15 protein-coding genes are annotated in these 17,118 nt (G+C 63.3%); 8 read left to right on the top strand and 7 right to left on the bottom strand.

Features of this window, described 5'->3' with window-relative positions:
• The first annotated feature begins 66 nt into the window (after positions 1-66).
• Both HK107_RS13635 and HK107_RS13630 read left to right on the top strand, forming a co-directional pair.
• On the top strand, positions 67-912 hold the full coding sequence (locus tag HK107_RS13635) for a hypothetical protein (RefSeq protein WP_173200726.1): 846 nt from the start codon (positions 67-69) through the stop codon (positions 910-912).
• Positions 913-972: 60 nt separating this feature from the next.
• The gene (locus tag HK107_RS13630) at positions 973-1,947 is read left to right on the top strand and encodes an NAD(P)/FAD-dependent oxidoreductase (RefSeq protein ID WP_173200724.1); all 975 of its coding nucleotides are present in this window, start codon (positions 973-975) and stop codon (positions 1,945-1,947) included.
• Here HK107_RS13630 and HK107_RS13625 read toward each other — a convergent pair.
• Both HK107_RS13625 and HK107_RS13620 read right to left on the bottom strand, forming a co-directional pair.
• Complete coding sequence (locus HK107_RS13625; RefSeq protein WP_173200722.1) at positions 1,944-3,161, bottom strand: FAD-binding domain-containing protein; 1,218 nt, start codon at positions 3,159-3,161, stop codon at positions 1,944-1,946. The two genes, HK107_RS13630 and HK107_RS13625, sit on opposite strands and share 4 nt — an antisense overlap.
• A 4-nt stretch (positions 3,162-3,165) precedes the next feature.
• Positions 3,166-4,803, bottom strand: coding sequence for an amidase (locus HK107_RS13620; protein ID WP_173200720.1), 1,638 nt, complete (start codon positions 4,801-4,803; stop codon positions 3,166-3,168).
• Positions 4,804-4,942: 139 nt separating this feature from the next.
• On the opposite strand from HK107_RS13620, the gene rpsD reads away from it, so the two are divergent.
• Positions 4,943-5,560, top strand: coding sequence for a 30S ribosomal protein S4 (gene rpsD / locus HK107_RS13615; protein ID WP_173200718.1), 618 nt, complete (start codon positions 4,943-4,945; stop codon positions 5,558-5,560).
• An 89-nt stretch (positions 5,561-5,649) separates the two neighbouring features.
• Positions 5,650-6,480 (top strand): ThuA domain-containing protein, encoded by an 831-nt coding sequence (locus tag HK107_RS13610; RefSeq protein WP_173200716.1) that lies wholly within the window; start codon positions 5,650-5,652, stop codon positions 6,478-6,480.
• Here the strand turns inward: HK107_RS13610 and HK107_RS13605 are convergent.
• Entirely contained in the window at positions 6,477-7,682 is a 1,206-nt protein-coding gene (locus tag HK107_RS13605; RefSeq protein ID WP_173200714.1) for a tetratricopeptide repeat protein, read from the bottom strand. The genes HK107_RS13610 and HK107_RS13605 overlap by 4 nt on opposite strands.
• Positions 7,683-7,836: 154 nt before the next feature.
• Between HK107_RS13605 and HK107_RS13600 the strand changes: the two genes are divergently transcribed.
• A complete protein-coding gene (locus HK107_RS13600; protein WP_173200712.1) occupies positions 7,837-9,336 on the top strand; it encodes a S41 family peptidase in 1,500 nt (499 codons plus the stop codon).
• Positions 9,337-9,342: 6 nt separating this feature from the next.
• Here HK107_RS13600 and grxD read toward each other — a convergent pair whose 3' ends face one another.
• Entirely contained in the window at positions 9,343-9,675 is a 333-nt protein-coding gene (gene grxD / locus HK107_RS13595; protein WP_173200710.1) for a Grx4 family monothiol glutaredoxin, read from the bottom strand.
• Positions 9,676-9,711: 36 nt separating this feature from the next.
• On the opposite strand from grxD, the gene miaA reads away from it, so the two are divergent.
• Together miaA and HK107_RS13585 are read left to right on the top strand one after the other, a co-directional pair.
• Positions 9,712-10,623 (top strand): tRNA (adenosine(37)-N6)-dimethylallyltransferase MiaA, encoded by a 912-nt coding sequence (gene miaA / locus HK107_RS13590; protein WP_173200708.1) that lies wholly within the window; start codon positions 9,712-9,714, stop codon positions 10,621-10,623.
• 56 nt (positions 10,624-10,679) lie between these two features.
• Positions 10,680-11,198: a redoxin domain-containing protein gene (locus HK107_RS13585; RefSeq protein ID WP_173200706.1), complete on the top strand. Its 519-nt coding sequence runs from the start codon at positions 10,680-10,682 to the stop codon at positions 11,196-11,198.
• Positions 11,199-11,394: 196 nt separating this feature from the next.
• Here HK107_RS13585 and HK107_RS13580 read toward each other — a convergent pair whose 3' ends face one another.
• The 3 genes from HK107_RS13580 to HK107_RS13570 form a co-directional block, all read right to left on the bottom strand.
• Positions 11,395-12,897 carry a DEAD/DEAH box helicase gene (locus HK107_RS13580; protein WP_173200704.1) on the bottom strand — a complete coding sequence of 501 codons (1,503 nt, stop codon included), beginning with the start codon at positions 12,895-12,897 and terminating at the stop codon, positions 11,395-11,397.
• A gap of 244 nt (positions 12,898-13,141) precedes the next feature.
• Complete coding sequence (locus HK107_RS13575; RefSeq protein ID WP_173200702.1) at positions 13,142-14,149, bottom strand: NAD(P)-dependent alcohol dehydrogenase; 1,008 nt, start codon at positions 14,147-14,149, stop codon at positions 13,142-13,144.
• A gap of 51 nt (positions 14,150-14,200) precedes the next feature.
• Positions 14,201-15,598, bottom strand: coding sequence for a serine hydrolase domain-containing protein (locus HK107_RS13570; RefSeq protein ID WP_173200700.1), 1,398 nt, complete (start codon positions 15,596-15,598; stop codon positions 14,201-14,203).
• Positions 15,599-15,759: 161 nt separating this feature from the next.
• Here HK107_RS13570 and HK107_RS13565 point away from each other — a divergent pair, with 161 nt between their 5' ends.
• Positions 15,760-17,115 carry a class II 3-deoxy-7-phosphoheptulonate synthase gene (locus HK107_RS13565; protein WP_173200698.1) on the top strand — a complete coding sequence of 452 codons (1,356 nt, stop codon included), beginning with the start codon at positions 15,760-15,762 and terminating at the stop codon, positions 17,113-17,115.
• The last annotated feature ends 3 nt before the right edge of the window (positions 17,116-17,118 follow it).

Below are 17,118 nucleotides of genomic sequence, written 5' to 3'. Positions count from 1 at the left end.
GCTTGGCGATTGTCTGCCCACGCTTCTGTGTTAAGCTCTCGGTAAGGGTAGTTGGGAAATTCGGACATGTCCTACGGTGACGGCAAGCGCAGTCAGGTCGCGCGCGACTTCGGCCTGATGAACATCACGGGTTTCGGTCTCGCTTCGGCGATCGGCATCGGCTCCGCGGTGATCGTCGATCTCGTGCAGCAGCAGGAAGCTTCCTCGCTCTATGTCATCAATCGACTGCTCCTAGAAGCGACGACCCTCTTGGGTATCAATGCGATCCCGCTTTACGGTGTAATGCTGCTTCTGATGGGTGCCGGGGCGCTTTCCATTTTCGTGACCGAGCCCGTCTCCTATCGCGGAGCGTTTACGCAGGGCTTCTTGGTCCTGTCGGCCCTCGTGACGGCTGTGCCTTCGGATCTCGGCACGCCGCTGCAGGCTCCGGCGCAGGAGATGCGCGAATCCGACGAGGCGTTCGACTCCATGTTCGAGCCTGCGAGCCTTTCGGGCGGGGAGATGAGCTACCAGATCGTCCCCGTGGCGGTTCAGCGCTCGGGCCAGCAGGAGTATCAGCTCCGCATCCAGGTCAACTTCCCGAACGGTCTCGAGGGCAACTTGCAGGGCATGGTCAAGCGCAATCGGCTGGTCGGCAAGCTTTGGAATCCGGACACCAACACCCGGTACAACATCTTCCGCAACTCCGGTGCCGAGATCAGCTATCGCGACAACAAGCTGCGGATCGTCACGACCGTGGACGCGATCGAGCCGGAGTCGGAGCTCTGGATCCTCGTCGAGGCCAACGGCTACAAGATTACCGAAGAGCGCTTCGAGGCGCAGGTCGGGCCGAACCCGATCTGGAACGTTAACATGCAGCCTTCGAACACTCCGCTTCTGGTCCAGCGCTTGCGGCATCCTTACCGCTTCTAGGGCAGCCTCTTTCCTCGCAAGCTTTGCAAATCGGGCTAGGTCTTCTTCCAAGGAGGCCGCATGCCCGGATCAGTCGTTGCCATCATCGGAGCAGGGGTCGCGGGCCTCGCCTGCGGAAGAGTCCTATCCGAGGCCGGCTTCGAGGTTCGGATCATCGACAAGGGCCGTGGGCCTGGCGGACGGTGCTCCTCCCGCAGGACAGCGCCCGGAAGGTTCGACCACGGAGCGGTTTACTTCACAGCGCGAGACGAAGCTTTCCGTGGGGCTGTCGAAGGATGGCAGGCGGCGGGTTGCGTGGCTCCATGGGACGGGCGGTTTTTCAAGGATGGCGAGCGCCATGATCCCGGCGAGCCCTGGTACGTCGGAACGCCGGGCATGAACGCCTTCGTCCGCCATGAGGCCGAGGCGCTCTCGGCTGAGTTCGGGGTCGAGATCGGAACGCCCGGAGAAGGGCGCGACGGCCGCTTCGACCTGAGCACCAAGGGTGGCCATCAGGTCGCCGACGCGGATTTCGTGGTCCTTGCTGTGCCTGCGCCCCAGGCATTGGCGCTCCTTCCCGATGACAGCGGCCTGAGGACGGGAGCTGCTGCTGCTTCTTTCGACCCGTGCTGGACGCTGCTTGCAGCCTTCAACGGAGAGCATGACCCGGGCTTCGACGCTCACATGAAGAGCGAAGGACCCGCTGACATGCTCGTCTGGCAGGCCGGTCGGCCTGGCAGGGAGCCAGGCAGCCGATTTGTCCTTCATGGATCGCCGTCATTCTCGCGGGAAAATCTCGAGGCGGATCCCGACGATGTCAGCGACTTGCTGCTGAAGGAGCTTCACACCATGGTGCCGGGTCTTCCACGCCTTGCGGAGCTGACCATGGTCCACCGCTGGCGCTATGCGCGGGTGGCCGAGGCCGCGCCCGGCGATTTCGGGCTCGACCTCGATGATGGGTTCGCGACCTGTGGCGACTGGCATATCGCACCGAGGATCGAAGCCGCCTGGCTCAGCGGCCACCGTCTTGGCAGAAAGCTCGCTAGGGAGCTCTAGCCTTTGATCAGTGAAGGGATCTTTTCCTTCAGCTTGAAGAAACCCTTGGCGCAGTGAGGCCATGCGGCGCTGTCCTCAGGGCGCAGGATCTCTGCGCGCTTGACGCCTTCACTTTCCCAGCTTGAAGCGGCCTGGTTGATCCTGTCACGGACGGGCCCTTGCGGGATGTAGGGCATGACGACCTGTTCAGCGCCGATATCCTTCGCATGCTGAAGGATCGCTTCGGGACTTGGCAGCTTGACGGCATCGGCATCCATCGCGTCGTCAGCGCGATTGAGTGCATCTTCCACGGCTTCGATCGTGAACTGCTTCACGGGCTCCGACGCTCCGTAGGGGGAACGGCTGTCGGTCACGGTGATGGCCGCGATACCCCTGACGTCGAGCCCGCCGAGATCTAGGCTGTCGAAACCCAGATCATCCTCGTGCAGGAGGAGAAGCGCCTTGCGGCTTTTGTCGAGGGGCGTGATCGTTGGTGCAGGTCCCGCTTCGCCGTTCCAGTCATCGTCGAGGGGCGCAGGATCCTCGGCCAGCTTGCCTTCGGGATTGAAGCGGCCGTCCGTATGCTTCTCGATATTATCGGCGCGGGCGACGTAATTCTTGCCCTTGGTGTGAAGCCCCGCGACCCAGCGCCATGACAGGGTGTTCGATGCGGCATCGCCGTCGAGCAGATGACGGTAGAAGAAATCTGCTCCAAGGACCCAAGGCAGTTTGAGGGTGAAGATCCAGATCGAGGCATACCACATGCGCGCATGATTATGCAGGTAGCCGGTCTCTACCAGTTCATGCGTCCACTGATCGAAACAGTCGATGCCTGTCTTGCCACCCGTGGCTTCTTCGAACGCTACCTTCTGTCCACCGGAGAGACCCTCGATCGCAGACTTCGCTGTTGTGGTATAGCGAGACCAGACGTGAGGCCTGAGCTCAAGCCATCCTTTGAAGTAGGTCCGCCAGAAGACTTCCTGAACGAATTTCTCCGCAGTTTGAAGACCGTGGGCTTCTATGGCCGCCTCGGCCACATCCTTCTCAAGGAGGAGGCGATGGCTGAGATAGGGAGACAGACACGAGACGTTGAAGCGGTTCTCTGGTCCGAAATCCGTGTTGCGCTTGGAAGCATAGGTCTTTCCCATATTCTGGGTGAAGGCGTTCATGCGGTGAAGCGCCGTCTCCCGTGTCGCGGGGAAGAATTCGGGTGTGGCAAGGTCCTCGTTGCTCATCGGATCAGCGCGCCGGGCTTGCAGCTTCGGCGAAGCCTTCGGCCTCGATCTCGCTTGCGCGGAACGTCGGGATGAGACGTGGGGGGAGGATTTCCTCAAACGCCTGGCCGACGGCGAGAACCTCCGCGTCCATCCATTTGCCCGACATGATGGAAAGGCCGAGCGGCAGGCCGCTGACGTCACCCATGGGCAGGGTCAGGTGCGGGTAGCCCGCAATGGCTGCGACCCAACCTGCGCCCGCCGAATTGGCGATGATGTCTCCACGTACGAGGTCGATCTTGAAGGCAGGACCAAAGCTTGGTGCAATGAGGAACTGAACGTCGTTCTCTTCGAGGAACCGGTCGACGCCGCCCTCGCGAGTGGCCGACTGGGCATTGGAGAGAGCGGTACGATAGCCCTCGTCATCAAGGCCCGGCATCGCTTCTGAATCGATGAGGATGTCCTGTCCGAACACGGACATTTCCTTCTCGTTCGCCTCATTGAACGCGATGACGTCGGCAAGGGTGCGGGTCTGAACTTCAGGCGCGGCCTCGGCGAGATAGGCGTTGAGGCTCTCCTTGAATTCGGCCTTCAGGACGGTGAAGGCATCGCCGCCCGAGAGGTTCAGATTGGCTTCGTCGATGTCGACAAGGATCGCTCCTGCGGCCTCTGCGCGGGCGAGGGCCTCGTCGAAGACCGCCTGCTCGCGGGGGTCGTCGGACTGGGCCCAGCGCAGGACGCCGATGCGGATGCCCTCAAGGCTCGCCCCTTCGAGGCCGGCGACATAATCCGTCTTCCGATCATCAGCCTCTGCCGTTGCGGCATCGCGTTCATCGGTGCCTGCAATGGCGGTCAGGATCATCGCGGCGTCACGGACGCTGGTGGTCATCGGGCCGATCGTGTCCTGGCTCGGGGAGATGGGCACGACGAGAGAGCGCGAAACGAGGCCGACGGTCGGCTTGAACCCGACAATACCGTTCGAGGCGGAGGGACAGATCACGGAGCCGTTGGTTTCGGTACCGAGAGCACCCCATGCGAGGCCTGCCGCTACGGCAGCGCCCGAGCCTGCCGAGCTGCCGCAGGTGTTGCGGGAGAGGTCGTGGGGGTTACGGCTGAGCCCGCCAACGCCTGACCAGCCGCTCACCGATTGTGACGAGCGGAAGTTGGCCCATTCGGAGAGGTTCGTTTTGCCAAGGATGATCGCGCCCGCGTCCCGCAGCCTTGCGATGACCGGGGCATCGCGGCCGGTATTATTGTCCTTGAGCGCGAGGGAGCCTGCGGTGGTGGGAAGCTCGAAGGTCTCGATATTGTCCTTCACGAGGATGGGCAGGCCGTAAAGGGCGCCTGGCTCCTCGCCGCTGGCGACGGCTTCCTCAAGCGCCCGGGCCTGGGCCACGGCTTCGGGGTTCACGGCGATGACAGACTGCAGGGTTGGCCCGCTCTGGTCGATCAGCTCGATCCGCTGGAGGTAGGTGCCGACGACCTGGCCGGGCTTCACCTCGCCATCTTTCAGGCGCTGGGGCAGGGAGGCCGTGTCAGGGGCTGCCGCGAAGTCCTGGCGTGCCGATTGCTGGGTCGGCGCCGGGGAGCTTTCGCCCGTCGGTCCTTCGCCGCATGCTGCCAGAAGAGCCGCCGCAGCGACACCGATCCACAAAGCCCTCATCCTCAGGTCTCCTTTGACTTGACCCCTCCTTCTGAACTGCTACTGACCCGCGCTTCAAGACGGGACGTCCGGGAAACCGCCGTTGTGATCGTCTGCCGCATGGGGCGGCAGACCGGATCCGGGCCTAAGAGAGTGAAAAATGTCGAAGCGGATCTCCGCCAAGTACAAAATCGACCGCCGCGTCGGTGAAAATATCTGGGGTCGCCCCAAGTCTCCCATCAACAAGCGCGACTACAAGCCCGGCATGCACGGCCAGCGCCGCGCCGGTAAAGTCTCTGACTTCGGTCAGCAGCTGATGGCGAAGCAGAAGCTCAAGGGCTACTACGGCAACATCTCCGAGAAGCACTTCGAGCGCCTCTACACCGAAGCTGCGAAGAGCAAGGGCAACACGGCAGAGAACCTGATCGGCCTCCTCGAGAGCCGTCTCGACGCCATTGTCTACCGCGCCAAGTTCGTGCCGACCGTTTTCGCGGCGCGTCAGTTCGTCAACCACGGCCATGTCATGGTCAACGGTCGCCGGACCAACATCCCTTCCTACCGGCTGAAGCCCGGCGATGTCGTCGAAATCCGCGAGAAGTCCAAGAACATGGCCCTCGTCCTCGAAGCCCTGCAGCTCGCAGAGCGCGACATCCCCGACTATGTCGACGTCGATCCGAAGAAGATGACCGCGACCTACATCCGCACCCCTGAGTTCGCGGAAGTGCCCTACGCGGCCACCATGGAACCGAACCTCGTCGTCGAGTATTACGCTTCGTAATTTCGGCAGCGAAACAGGAACTGCAGAAGCCCGGCCATCGTGCCGGGCTTTTTGTTGGCAGGCGACGGGGTCCGTGAGACGCTGCGGGGATGATCGTTCCGCATCTCCTGCTCGCAGCCCTTGCCTTCCAGACCAACCCCGAAGCCGGGGCCTATGAATGGCCGCGGAGCGCTGAGTACATGTCCGAGCGGGCGGTGCTGGTGTTCTCCGAAACGAAGGGCTGGCGGCACGAGGCGGGCATTCCTGCGGCGATGCTGTTCTTCAACCGTCTCGGTGAGGAAGAGGGCTTTTCGGTGCACTCGACCGAGGACAGCAGGGTCTTCACGGCGGAGAACCTTGCGCGTTTTCAGGTGGTGGTCCTCAACAGCATGACGGGAGACGTCCTGACCGATGCCGAAGAGATGGCGCTTCAGGACTGGCTCGAGGCTGGCGGCGGGCTGATCGCCCTTCACGGGGCGGGGGATGGCTCTCAAGAGAGCTGGCCCTGGTACCGTGAGAACGTGATCGGCGCGGTCTTCTCAGGGCACCCGATCGGTCCGCAATTCCAGGATGCGGAGGTGCAGACGCTCTCTGACCACCCGGTCACGGAAGGACTGCCAGAGAGCTTCGTCCACAATGACGAGTGGTACTCCTTTGCCGCGCCTCCGGGGGAGGACTTCACCCCGCTGATTGGTGTCGTGGAAGGAAGCTACAAACAGGTGGCGGGTGGCGTCTGGCCTGACGAGGACCTCGTGATGGGCCCTGAAGCCAAGGACCACCCGGTCGCCTGGACCCGCTGCATCGGCAAGGGTCGCACCGTCTTCTCAGCCCTCGGCCATCAGCCTCAAGCGTTCGAGGCAGAGGAGCATAAGCGGCTTCTGACGAATGCCCTCGCATGGGTGACGGCGGACGAGGAAAGCGGCGGCTGCCCGGCCCGCTAGGGGCTGCAGGGCAGGCTGTCTCCAGTCCGTTCAGTGTACGCGGCGCAGAGCGCACGCGCTTCGGATGCCCGTCCTGACCTGAGTAGCAAGCTCGCCAAACCTTCGGTTGCGCCTCGGTCGAAGGGATCATCCTCGAGAACCCGCTTGTACCAACTCTCGGCGGCCTCGTTCCTTCCCGCGTCGAGGTCCCGCTCCGCCAGCAGGACCCCAAGGGGCGCCCGCCACGGTGCCGCACGCTGGGCTTCAGGGCCCGAGGCATTGCCGATGGCGTTATAGGCCTTGGTCAGCGTCCGGTAGCTCTCAGCTTTGTTGCCGCGCATCGCCTGGATCTCAGAAAGGTTGATCAGCACCGCCCAGTTTCCGGGCTCGGCGTCGAGGGCCTTCTCATAGGCCTCGAAGGCTCCGTCGAGATCGCGCTGCGCTGTCCGCACAAGGCCAAGGATCCGAAGCGCATCGCTGTTGCGCGGGTCCTGCCGCACGGATTTCTCTGCGAGGCTCCTCGCTTGGGCGAGAACGGCCTTGGCCTCGGCGCTGTCGGTGAGCCCTGCGGCGAGCGCGGCTTCGAGGGAGGTGGCGCCGTCTTCATCGAGGCCGACCGCTTCGGGCCAGCGGATCACCCTTTGGACGAGCGCGGCGGCCATGCCAGCCTCGGCTTTGGGATCGGAGCCTGTCTCCCTGAGGGCGCGGGCGTAGAGCTCGATCGCTGCTTCGTTCCCGGCCCGGGTGAATTCCATGTAGCGGTCCGTGGCGCGTTCGACTGTCGGCGATGGTTCGGGCGCGGGCCGGTTGGTCGCGTTGATGGCGACCCCTGCCAGCAGCAAAAGGCTGGCAAGGGCGGCCGACGGCCAGAGCCACCGGGCACGCGGAGTGGGAGCGGCCTCAGAAGCGACCAGCCGATAGCCTCGTTTCGGAACCGTTATGACTAGCGAAGAAGCTTTGGGATCGTCATCGAGAGCCTTGCGGAGCTTCGAGACCGCGCGGCTCAGCGTGTCCTCACCGACGGTGACGCCGGGCCAGACAGCGCTGAACAGATCCTCGCGGGAAAGAGTGGCGCCGTTCGCATCCAGAAGCGCGCCCAGAAGGTCGGCGACCTTGGGCTCCAGCCTCCGCTCCTCGCCATCGGGGCCGATCAGCCGGCTCGACGCAAGGTCAGGCCGCCATCGGCCAAGCCGTGGCGCAGGATTTTCGCGCGGTGATGCCATGGGGCGAATTTAGGGGCGCCGCCCTTGGATTGATAGGGAATTCAGGGCCGTCAGCTTTTCGTCAGGACTTCTGGAGACGGCCTCCATCGCCGCGTGAGCGGTGCTCCAGCTGATTGGGCGCCGACCTCTGCGCTTCATCTTCGAGGAGTCCCACATGCGCCCGTTCCTGTCCGTCCTTGTGTTCTCAGCCCTCAGCGCCTGTGCCGCGCAGAAGGTTGAGGAGCATCCGTTTCTCAAAACCCCTCAGATCCCTGCCGAAGCCCTCGCTGAAGGTGAGCGTCCTCTGTCTCCGGAGGAGCTGCGGGAGGATTTCGCGGCGCTCTATGCCGGGCTCAAGTCAGGCCACTTCGATCTGTTCGTGAACCGGAGCGAGGAGGCCTATGACGCGCTCTTCGCCGATATGGAGGCGGGCCTCGATCAGCCGCTTCATCCTTCAGAAGCGCTTTTCATCTTCCAGCGCTTCGCCGCCTTCGGGGACATCGCCCATGCGCGGGTGGAGGGCGTCTATGACGTTTGGGGGCGCTATCGCGCGGCAGGCGGCAGGGCTTTGCCGGTCTTCCCCGCCATCAGGGACGGGCGCATCTTCGTCTCCGAGAGCTATGCGCCGCGGGTCATGCAGGGCGAGGAGATCGTGGCGATCAATGGGGCGGCTTCGTCTGATTGGCTGGAGCGGCTCTCCCAAACCGTGTCCTGCGACAATCCTTACATCTGCGGCACGCTCCTTGAGCGGACGTTCTCGGTGGAGTTCTGGGCCGAGGCGGGTGCACCTGACGAGGTCGTCCTGACGCTGAGGGGCCTCGATGGCAGGCTGCGCGATGAAAACGTGCGGCTTCTGACGAGCGAGGAACTGGCAGCTGCGGAGCTGACGTCAGCGGGTGAGGTCTTCACCCTCGGCTTCGGTGATCGTGACGCGAAGATGCTCGAAGGCGGGGCGGCTTACCTGCGGCCCGGCCCGTTCTTCAGCTACGAAACCCCTGAGAACCCCTGGCAGACCGAGGGCTTCAAAGCCTTCATCGATGAGAGCTTCGAGACCTTCCAAAGGGAGGGCGCGGCGGCGCTGATCCTCGATATCCGACAGAACCCGGGGGGTACGAACTCCTTCTCGGACCCCATCATCCAGTGGTTCGCCGATGAGCCCTTCCGGTTCTATTCCTCGTTCGAGGTCCGTTCGAGCCCCGAAGCGGAAGCTTCGAACGAAGCGCGCCTCGCCCTCGCCGGGGAGAGCGACAATGAGGTCTCCCGGCGGTATGCGGAGAGCTTCGCCGAGACGCCCTATGGTGAGACCTTCACCTTCGACCTTCCCTTCGTCAGGCCGTTAAGGGGCAAGCGGTTCGAGGGCGAAGTCTATGTGCTCGTGGACCGCTACAGCTATTCAAATGCCGTAACGGTCGCGGCCATCATTCAGGACTACGGCTTTGGTCTCATCGTTGGCGAAGAAACGTCCGATCTCGCCTCGACCTACGGGGCGATGGAGACCTTCACGCTGCCGAACTCAGGGCTTGTCGTGGGTTTCCCCAAGGCGAGGATCGTCCGTCCTTCGGGCGACCCTGCGCCAGTCGGGGTCATCCCTGACATTGCAATCGAGATCCCGCCCTTCGCGACCGAGGACGTGGCCCTCGAGAAGCTCCTCGGCATCATCGCGGGCAGGGAGTGAGCCCGCTCAGGCGGCTTCGAGCACGCCCTTTTCGACGAGGAAGGGGCGGAGCTCGCCGGCTTCGAACATCTGGCGGATGATGTCGCAGCCGCCGATGAACTCGCCCTTCACGTAGAGCTGAGGGATCGTCGGCCAGTCCGAGAAAGACTTGATGCCCTGGCGAAGCTCGTCCGACTGCAGGACGTTCATCGACCCGAATTCAACCTCAAGGTAATTGAGGATCTGCACGACGGCCGATGAAAAGCCGCACTGCGGGAATTGGGGGGTGCCTTTCATGAAGAGCATGACGTCGTTGCTGTCGATTTCGCTCTTGATGGTATCGTGGGCCTGGTCGGTCATGGCTATCTCCGTTTCGCATCAGCTAGAGACGCTTCCATGACCTCGCAAGATGGCCCGCCTCTTCTTGTCGTCGCGGGGCCGACGGCTTCGGGGAAGTCAGCGGCCGCTACGATCCTCGCGAGCATGCATGGCGGCCACGTGATCAACGCGGACTCGATGCAGGTCTATCGCGACCTGCGCGTGGTCTCGGCGCGTCCCGGCCCTGAAGAACAGCGCCGGGCACCCCACCACCTCTATGGCCATATCGACGCAGCGGACAGGTTCTCCGCGGGTCGTTTCGTTGCCGAAGCGGCTCCTCTCGTCGAAGGGATCAGGGCCGGAGGCAGCGTTCCTGTGCTTTGTGGCGGGACCGGCATGTATCTCAAGGCACTCCTCGAAGGCCTTTCGCCTGTGCCAGAGATCGAAGCAGGGACCGTGGAGGATGTGACCGCGCGGTGGGAGGCTGACCCTCGGCAGGCGCGGGCCGAACTCCTTGAGGTCGACCCGGCGATGGAGCGCCTCGAGCCCTCTGACCGCCAGCGGCACATCCGTGCGCTTTCGGTGCATCGCCAGACGGGCAAGTCGCTTTCTGACTGGCAGGCCATTCCGCCCCAGCCAGCCCTGACCGTTCCCGCGGTTTGCGCGGTTCTCCTCCCGGAACGGGAGGCGCTCTACGCGCGGATCGAGGCGCGGTTCGACCGGATGATCGAGGAGGGCGCCACCGAAGAGGTCCGCCAGCTCCTCGCCCGGGAGCTGCCCGAAGACCTGCCTGCGATGAAGGCCCTCGGGGTGCCTGAGATCGCAGCCTTCGTCAGGGGGGAGGTGACGATGGAAGAGGCAGTGGAGAAGGCGAAGCAGGAGACTCGGCGCTTTGCCAAGCGGCAAATGACCTGGTTCCGGAACCAGACCGACTGGCCGAGTTTTGAAACGCCAGAGGCCTTGGTCGAATATCTGCAGACGAAGCTGTAACCTCTGCCTCCCGCGCGCGAAGATAGCCCCGACATCAAATCTGATCGGGGTTCATCATGGTCATCGCACTTCTTCTCAGCCTCTTCATGCAGCAGGGCCTTGGCCCCGATATCGGAACGAAGGTTCCTGAGCCTGCGCAATTCGAAGACGCGATGGGTGACCGCGGCGCGACGATCGTCTTTGTCCGCTCGGTCGACTGGTGCCCGTTCTGCAAGCGCCAGGTCAAAGAGCTCGCTGACGCTTCGGAGGCCTTCGATGCAGCGGGCCGTCCGCTGATCTTCATCAGCTACGATGATGCGGCCAAGCAGGAGAGCTTTGCTGAACGTCTCAAGATCGAAGAGACCTTCATCGCGGACGAAGGCTCAGCCCTCATCAAGGCGTTCGGTATCCTGAACACCAGCCACCAGCCCGGCAGCCGCGTCTACGGCATTCCGCACCCGGCGGTTTTCGTGGTGGACCGCGACGGCGTCGTGAAGGCGCGCCTCTACGAGGAGGACTTTGCCACAAACTCCAAGAGCTATCGCAATCGTCCTGCTGTCGATACGATTCTGGAAGCTGCGAAGACGAAGGGTTGAGGTCGCTTCGCGGCTTTTTCTTTTGATGGGTCCTGGATCTAGTCCAAGATGACGACAATTGTGAGATCACGCCTCAACGCGTCATTCTGGACTTGATCCAGAACCCATCGCGAACGTCAGTGAGCAAATGAAAAAGGGGGCGTTTGCCCCCTTAGTTGCTTCGCGACAGACTCCCCACAGGGGCGGATGTGGCCGCCTAAGCGACCTTCATGAAGTCGGGAACGTGATCGCCAAAGCCTTTGACGTTGTCCGCGTGATCCATGGCAGGGACGTCGTTGTGACGGTTCCTGCGGCCACGTCCTCCGCGGTCTGAACGTTCCGAGCGGTCGGATCTCTCAGAGCGTTCGCCCCGGTCGGAGCGCTCGCTGCGGTCGCGGTCACCACGGCCTTTGCCGCGCCCACCCTTGCCGCTGTCATCGTCTTTCCATTCGGAGAAGAACTCCGAAAGGTCGACTTCCTCGATACCGACCATTTCGGTGGTCTTGAGGACAGCGTCGTAGGACTTGTCGTCGCCCGGGGTGACCATCATGACCGCAGTACCCTTGCGGCCTGCACGGCCGGTCCGGCCGATGCGGTGGACATAGTCGTCGGAGTTTACAGGCACGGCGAAGTTGAAGACGTGGCTGACCTCGGGAATGTCGAGGCCACGGGCCGCAACGTCCGAAGCGACAAGGAGCTTCAGCTCGCCATCGCGGAACTTCTGCAAGGTCTCCATACGGAAGGATTGCGCAAGATCGCCGTGGATCGGACGCGCATTGTAGCCGTATTTCTGGAGGCTCTTGGCGACGATATCGACGTTTTTCTTCCGGTTACAGAAGATGATGCCGTTCTGAAGACCTTCGGCGTCGTCAATCAGCTTGCGGAGCGTTGCGCGCTTCAGGCGGTCGTCGTTCTTGGGCAGCTTGACGATCAGCTGGGTGATCGTCTCCGCCGTCTGAGCGGGCCGCGAGACCTCGACCCGCGCGGGCGCGGAGAGGAAGGCTTGCGTCAGGCGGGTGATCTCCGGCGGCATGGTGGCCGAGAAGAAGAGCGTCTGGCGCGTGAACGGCGTCAGGTTGAAGATGCGCTCAATGTCCGGAATGAAGCCCATGTCGAGCATCCGGTCGGCCTCGTCGACGACCATGACTTCCAGGCCGGTGAGGAGGAGCTTGCCGCGCTCGAAATGGTCAAGCAGGCGACCGGGCGTTGCGATCAGGACGTCGACACCGCGGGTGAGGGCGATCTCCTGGTCCTTGAAGCTGACACCGCCGATGAGGAGCGCCATCGAGAGCTTGTGGTGCTTGCCGTACTTTTCGAAGCTTTCAGCCACCTGTGCCGCGAGCTCCCGGGTCGGCGCGAGCACGAGGCTGCGCGGCATGCGTGCCCGGGCCCTGCCGCGCGACAGGCGGTGGATCATGGGGATGGTGAAAGCGGCGGTCTTACCGGTACCCGTCTGGGCGATGCCGAGCACGTCGCGGCCCTTGATCGCTTCAGGGATGGCTTTCGCCTGAATGGGGGTCGGCGTCTCGTAGCCTGCGTCGAGGATGCCCTTGAGGAGCTTCTCGTCGAGGCCGAGGTCGGCGAACTTCACATCGACCGGCGCGTCCGCGGCGATCACGCCATCGTCCTCCGCTAACTTTGTTTCAGGAGCAGCGGTCTCTTCGTTGGTCGTCTCTTGGGGGTCGGCGTCCGTCTGGGGGACGTCGTTTTCTTCTGTCATGCCTTGGTCGCGTGTTGCTTCGTTTCGGGTCGGTTGAGGTCTGTGATGAGCGCCTAACGAGCCGAACCAGCAAGCAAGACGCCAAGTCGTCTGCAGCAGGGTGTCTGACTTTGTCCTTCAAGGAAGGCTGCACCCGCGCAAGTCGTGGGCACTAGAGAGCGTGCCGCGGCCTGTAAAGACCGCGTGCGTGAGCTTTCCGAGAGGAAGTGCAGCCGTTGCGATAATGCAACGACATAAGTTGAGGCTAGCGCGTGAGAACGACCCGGTAGCGCGCTTTTCCGTCCCTTAAGTGATCCATCCCGTCATTGCAGTCCTTCATCGAGAAGGTCTCGGTCATGGGGGCGATGCCGTGGCGGCCGCAGAATTCGAGCATGCGCTGCATGATGACCGGCGGCGCGAGCGACGAGCCGCCCATCTTCTTCTCTCCGCCGATGAGGTCGAAGGCGCCAGCCTTGAGCGGTGCGTCGACGAATCCGCCGACGGTGACGAACCGGCCCTTGGCGCAAAGAGCGGTCATGTAACCGCTCCAGGGAAGCTCAGCCGCGGTCGTGTTGACGATGAGGTCGTAGGTGCCGCGAAGCTTTTTCAGCGTGTCGCCGTCGCGGGTGTTCTCGACCCGGTGGGCGCCGAGGTTCTTGGCCTCCTCGGCCTTGTCGTCGGAGGTGGTGAAGGCCGTCACTTCGCAGCCCCAGGCGTTGGCGAACTGCAGTGCCAGGTGGCCGAGACCGCCAATGCCGATGATGCCGATGCGGTCCATCGGGCTGAGATCATACTGGACCAGCGGATTGAAGACGGTGGCGCCGCCACAGAAGAGGGGGCCTGCGGTGATCGCGTCGACTTCGTCAGGGATCGGGATGCACCAGAGCTCGGAGGCCCTGATCTTGTCCGCGAAGCCGCCATGCCTGCCGACGATCAGGCCCGTGGCGTTGGAGCAGAGATTGTGGTGGCCCGACAGGCAGGGTCGGCAGGTCTGGCAGCTGTCCGCGAACCAGCCGAGGCCGACCCGCTGGCCTTCCTTCAGGCGGCGGACGCCTTCCCCCAGCTTGGTGATCTTGCCGACGACCTCATGGCCCGGGACGAGGGGGTAGCGGGACATGCCCCACTCATTGTCGATCATCGACATGTCCGAGTGGCAGATACCGCAGCTCTCGATTTCGAGCTCGACTTCGCCCGGCTTGAGGTCATCGAATTCGTAGGTGAACTCTTCGAGCTTTCCGCCCTGCTCCATGGCGGCGTAGGCGTTGACGGTCATGGCGGCGCTCCCTTTGTCGATGATCGCCACTTAGACCCCTTCGCGGGGAAGTCAGCCTGACTTGATGCGCAAGAGCAGCTGCTGGCCAAGGCGCAGCGCCGCCCAGAGGAGGCTCACGCTGGCGATCATCATGAGGGCGAGGCCGAGATCCGGGTAGAAGGCTGCCGCTGCGCTGAAGGATGCCCCGCCGATCGCGGGGATCGTGACGACCGCTCCATAGGCGAGACCGCCGAGCACGAGGGTGGGAAGGATGAGGCCCAGGGGACCGGCTTCCTTAGGTGCTGTCACGGCCCGCCACGCCCAGAGGAAGAAGCCTGAAGTGACGAGAAGAGCCGCAAGGCTCGGCACCCAAAGCTGCGCCTTCCGGAAGAGGTCAGGCCGATGGTCTGGCTCCCCTCTGCCGATGACGCGGAAGGCGACGGCTCTGAGGAACGCTTCGCTGCCGCTGCCCGAATGGTTCACCGCGCCGACGACCAGCTCGCCTGTGTCGGGGAAGACATACGCAATCGCCTGGAAGCCGGGGTTGAGGCCATCATGGCCGACAAGCAGGCGCCCTTCATGCGGGCCGACGAACCAGCCCATCGCGTAGCCGACTTCTCCTCCGCCGTAGGGGGAGACGAGTTCAGCCTTCATGCTCCGCGGCACAATGCGTGGGTCGCCCGAAGCCACGGCCTGCACATAGGTGGCGAGGTCGTTGGCCGAGGCGACGACGCCGCCCTTGGCGATGCCCTGCCGGCCCATGTCGAGATCGCTCTCTCGAACGCTGCCGAAAAAGTCCCGGTGGGGCTTCGCTTTGCCCTCAGGCGGCGTGACCACCGTGCCGCTATTCCCCATGCCGAGGGGAGCAAAGATCCGGGCTTCGAGCTCCTCTTCAAGCGGGTTGCCCGTGAGGGTTTCGATGACGAGCTGCAGCGTCATGTAGTTGGCGTTCGAGTACTGAAGGACTTCCCCTGGCTCCGCCACGGGCATGACCTTGCTGAGACCTGCCACGAGTTCAGCGGTCACCCCTTGATCCCGGCGGGTGATCGCGTGGTCCCTGTTGCCGTCGAGGGTGCTGATACCTGAACGATGGGTGATGAGTTGGCGGATGGTGATGTCGCCGCCCTTGCCGCCTTTGAGCGTGAAGGACGGGAGGTACTTCCTCACCGGGTCATCGAGGGATGCGAAGCCTTCGTCTGCGAGCTGCAGCATGACGAGGGCGGAGAAGTTCTTGCTGACCGAGCCGAGCTCGAAGGGTGTGTCGGGGGTGATCGCTGGCCCGCCTTCGTAGGCGACGCCGTAGCCCTCAGCCTCTCTTGCGCCGTCGGGGCCGATATAGGCGATCCCGAAGCCGACCATCCCGAGGTCGGCCATGGCTTCCTCGATGAAGGCGCGGTTCTCTTCCGTCAGGCCATTGGCGGATGCCGAGGCAATGAGCGCACCAAGCGCTGCGATAAGGCGGATGATCATGGCTGCTCTCCCCAGCGGTTAGTCTTTCCCCGGGCGGGCGCGACATCAAGCGCGCCCGCGACGAAGGGCTGCTTTTTCGCTGCCGGTAAGCTTTTCGGTCTTCGGCGTTGCAACAGCGCCCCGCCTTTTCTAGCGTCCTCGTTCCTTAAGGAGACAGGACCATGTGGAGCCCCGAGAGCTGGCGCGCGAAACCCGCGAAGCACATCCCCGACGACTATCCCGACCAGGCTGCCCTGGCCGAGGTCGAGCGGACGCTTGCCGCCTATCCGCCCCTGGTCTTCGCCGGTGAGGTCCGTACCCTGAAGGAACGCCTGGCGAGAGTTTCCGCAGGAGAGGCTTTCCTTTTGCAAGGCGGCGATTGTGCCGAGAGCTTTGCCGAGTTCTCTGCGGACAAAATCCGGGACACGTTCCGTGTGCTGCTGCAGATGGCGGTCGCGCTGACCTATGGCGCAGCGATGCCCGTGGTGAAGGTCGGGCGCATTGCAGGCCAGTTCGGCAAGCCGCGCTCCTCACCGATTGAGACGCAGGGCGACATCACCCTGCCGAGCTACCGCGGCGACAACATCAATGGGATGGAGTTCACTGAAGAGGCGCGGATCCCTGATCCTGAGAGGCTTCTGAAGGCCTACGGACAATCGGCGTCGACGCTGAACCTTATCCGTGCATTTGCGAAAGGGGGGTACGCGTCGCTTCGCAATGTGCACCGTTGGAACCTTGAGTTTGCAAGTGGCCCTCAAAACGAGCGTTACATGGAGATCGCGGACCGCATCTCCGACGCCATGGCGTTCATGGACGCATGCGGACTTTCTGGCTTCAACTCCCGCCAGCTCAACGAGGTCGAGTTCTACACGAGCCACGAGGCACTGCTCCTCGGCTATGAGCAGGCGATGACCCGGACGGATTCCACCTCCGGCGACTACTACGACACGTCGGGTCACATGGTCTGGATCGGTGACCGGACCCGGCAGCTCGATGGCGCGCATATCGAGTTCTGCCGGGGCATCAAGAACCCGATCGGCATGAAGTGCGGGCCGACGCTCGAGCCTGATGAGCTGATCAAGCTTCTCGATGTTCTGAACCCTGACAATGAAGCCGGGCGCATCGTCCTCATTGCCCGTTTCGGGACGGAGAAGATCGCGCAGCACCTCCCCGCCCTTGTGCGCCGGGTGCAGCAGGAAGGCCGCACGGTCGTCTGGTCCTCGGACCCCATGCACGGCAATACAATCAAGGCGGACAATGGCTATAAGACCCGGAAGGTTTCCTCCGTCCTCGGAGAGGTCGAGCAGTTCTTCGACCTCGTCAGGGCCGAAGGCGCCTATCCCGGCGGTGTCCACTTCGAGATGACCGGCCAGGACGTCACCGAATGCCTCGGCGGCCTCCAGACCATCACCGAAGACGACCTCTCCGAACGCTACCACACCCACTGCGACCCAAGGCTCAACGCCAACCAAGCGCTGGAGCTGGCGTTTACGCTGGCTGAAGAGCTGAAGGCGGTCAGGGAACGGGCGGCGGCCTAAGGC

Source organism: Parvularcula mediterranea (assembly GCF_013085255.1).
GTDB classification, from domain to species: Bacteria; Pseudomonadota; Alphaproteobacteria; order Caulobacterales; family Parvularculaceae; genus Parvularcula; species Parvularcula mediterranea.
Note: the sequence above shows the minus strand (reverse complement) of the source record. Positions and strands in the feature narration are given on the sequence as shown.

Excerpts from the sequence above, each read along its gene's own strand:
- HK107_RS13635 (WP_173200726.1), top strand. The coding sequence starts at position 67 with ATGTCCTACGGTGACGGCAAGCGCAGTCAGGTCGCGCGCGACTTCGGC.
- HK107_RS13630 (WP_173200724.1), top strand. The coding sequence starts at position 973 with ATGCCCGGATCAGTCGTTGCCATCATCGGAGCAGGGGTCGCGGGCCTC.
- HK107_RS13625 (WP_173200722.1), bottom strand. The coding sequence starts at position 3,161 with ATGAGCAACGAGGACCTTGCCACACCCGAATTCTTCCCCGCGACACGG.
- HK107_RS13620 (WP_173200720.1), bottom strand. The coding sequence starts at position 4,803 with ATGAGGGCTTTGTGGATCGGTGTCGCTGCGGCGGCTCTTCTGGCAGCA.
- rpsD (WP_173200718.1), top strand. The coding sequence starts at position 4,943 with ATGTCGAAGCGGATCTCCGCCAAGTACAAAATCGACCGCCGCGTCGGT.
- HK107_RS13610 (WP_173200716.1), top strand. The coding sequence starts at position 5,650 with ATGATCGTTCCGCATCTCCTGCTCGCAGCCCTTGCCTTCCAGACCAAC.
- HK107_RS13605 (WP_173200714.1), bottom strand. The coding sequence starts at position 7,682 with ATGGCATCACCGCGCGAAAATCCTGCGCCACGGCTTGGCCGATGGCGG.
- HK107_RS13600 (WP_173200712.1), top strand. The coding sequence starts at position 7,837 with ATGCGCCCGTTCCTGTCCGTCCTTGTGTTCTCAGCCCTCAGCGCCTGT.
- grxD (WP_173200710.1), bottom strand. The coding sequence starts at position 9,675 with ATGACCGACCAGGCCCACGATACCATCAAGAGCGAAATCGACAGCAAC.
- miaA (WP_173200708.1), top strand. The coding sequence starts at position 9,712 with ATGACCTCGCAAGATGGCCCGCCTCTTCTTGTCGTCGCGGGGCCGACG.
- HK107_RS13585 (WP_173200706.1), top strand. The coding sequence starts at position 10,680 with ATGGTCATCGCACTTCTTCTCAGCCTCTTCATGCAGCAGGGCCTTGGC.
- HK107_RS13580 (WP_173200704.1), bottom strand. The coding sequence starts at position 12,897 with ATGACAGAAGAAAACGACGTCCCCCAGACGGACGCCGACCCCCAAGAG.
- HK107_RS13575 (WP_173200702.1), bottom strand. The coding sequence starts at position 14,149 with ATGACCGTCAACGCCTACGCCGCCATGGAGCAGGGCGGAAAGCTCGAA.
- HK107_RS13570 (WP_173200700.1), bottom strand. The coding sequence starts at position 15,598 with ATGATCATCCGCCTTATCGCAGCGCTTGGTGCGCTCATTGCCTCGGCA.
- HK107_RS13565 (WP_173200698.1), top strand. The coding sequence starts at position 15,760 with ATGTGGAGCCCCGAGAGCTGGCGCGCGAAACCCGCGAAGCACATCCCC.